This is a genomic window from Crocinitomix algicola, assembly GCF_001661595.2.
Classification (GTDB): Bacteria; Bacteroidota; Bacteroidia; order Flavobacteriales_D; family Crocinitomicaceae; genus Crocinitomix; species Crocinitomix algicola.
Map to the genome: position 1 here is coordinate 1 of NZ_LYPF02000041.1, position 617 is coordinate 617.

1 protein-coding gene is annotated in these 617 nt (G+C 35.3%); it reads right to left on the bottom strand.

Annotated features, from left to right (window positions below; genetic code table 11):
- Positions 1-31: 31 nt before the first annotated feature.
- Positions 32-617: ISAon1 family transposase (locus A8143_RS16505; RefSeq protein ID WP_139134418.1), on the bottom strand; the 586-nt coding region annotated here is incomplete at its 5' end.

Here is a 617-nt window from a genome sequence, read left to right on the forward strand (position 1 = left end):
ATCAAGCACAAAAGTTGTGGGTTTATCAATTTTAAGCAAAAATTTTGGACAGTCTAAAAAGAAAAAAATGCGTGTCTCTTACACCTCTTAATTGTAATCTAAAAGCTTTGATTTTTGAGTTGAAGGATTCAGCAGATGCGTTGGTACTCCGGTTATCGAAATAGTTCAAAATGGACATGTAATGCTGTTGAATTGTTCTTTTGACAGTACCAAAAGTTTTTATTCCTGATTGATCTACCTTTTCATACCACCTGGCAAGTTTGGTGAATGCAATTCCCTTAACTTTTGTATGCTGGTAAATATCGAAAAGTTCTATTGCTATTTGATAAGCACGGTGAATATCTGGATAACGATCGAAAAGCAAATTCGCTCGGTCCTTTTGTTTTTGAGTCCACTTTGAATAATGTTTAAAAAGAAAGTATCTACTTCTAGCTAGAAGTTGTTTAAGTGTGTCTCCGTTTGGTAGTACATTTGGGATGTATGACTTCCCTATTGTCTTTGCTTGTTCGATCTCGCTATTTTCAATATCAAGCGCTTGCCATCTATGTTTGATTCGAAGGTTTTGCACAGCATCATAAGCTAATTTTTGCACATGGAAACGGTCAGTTACTTGAGTA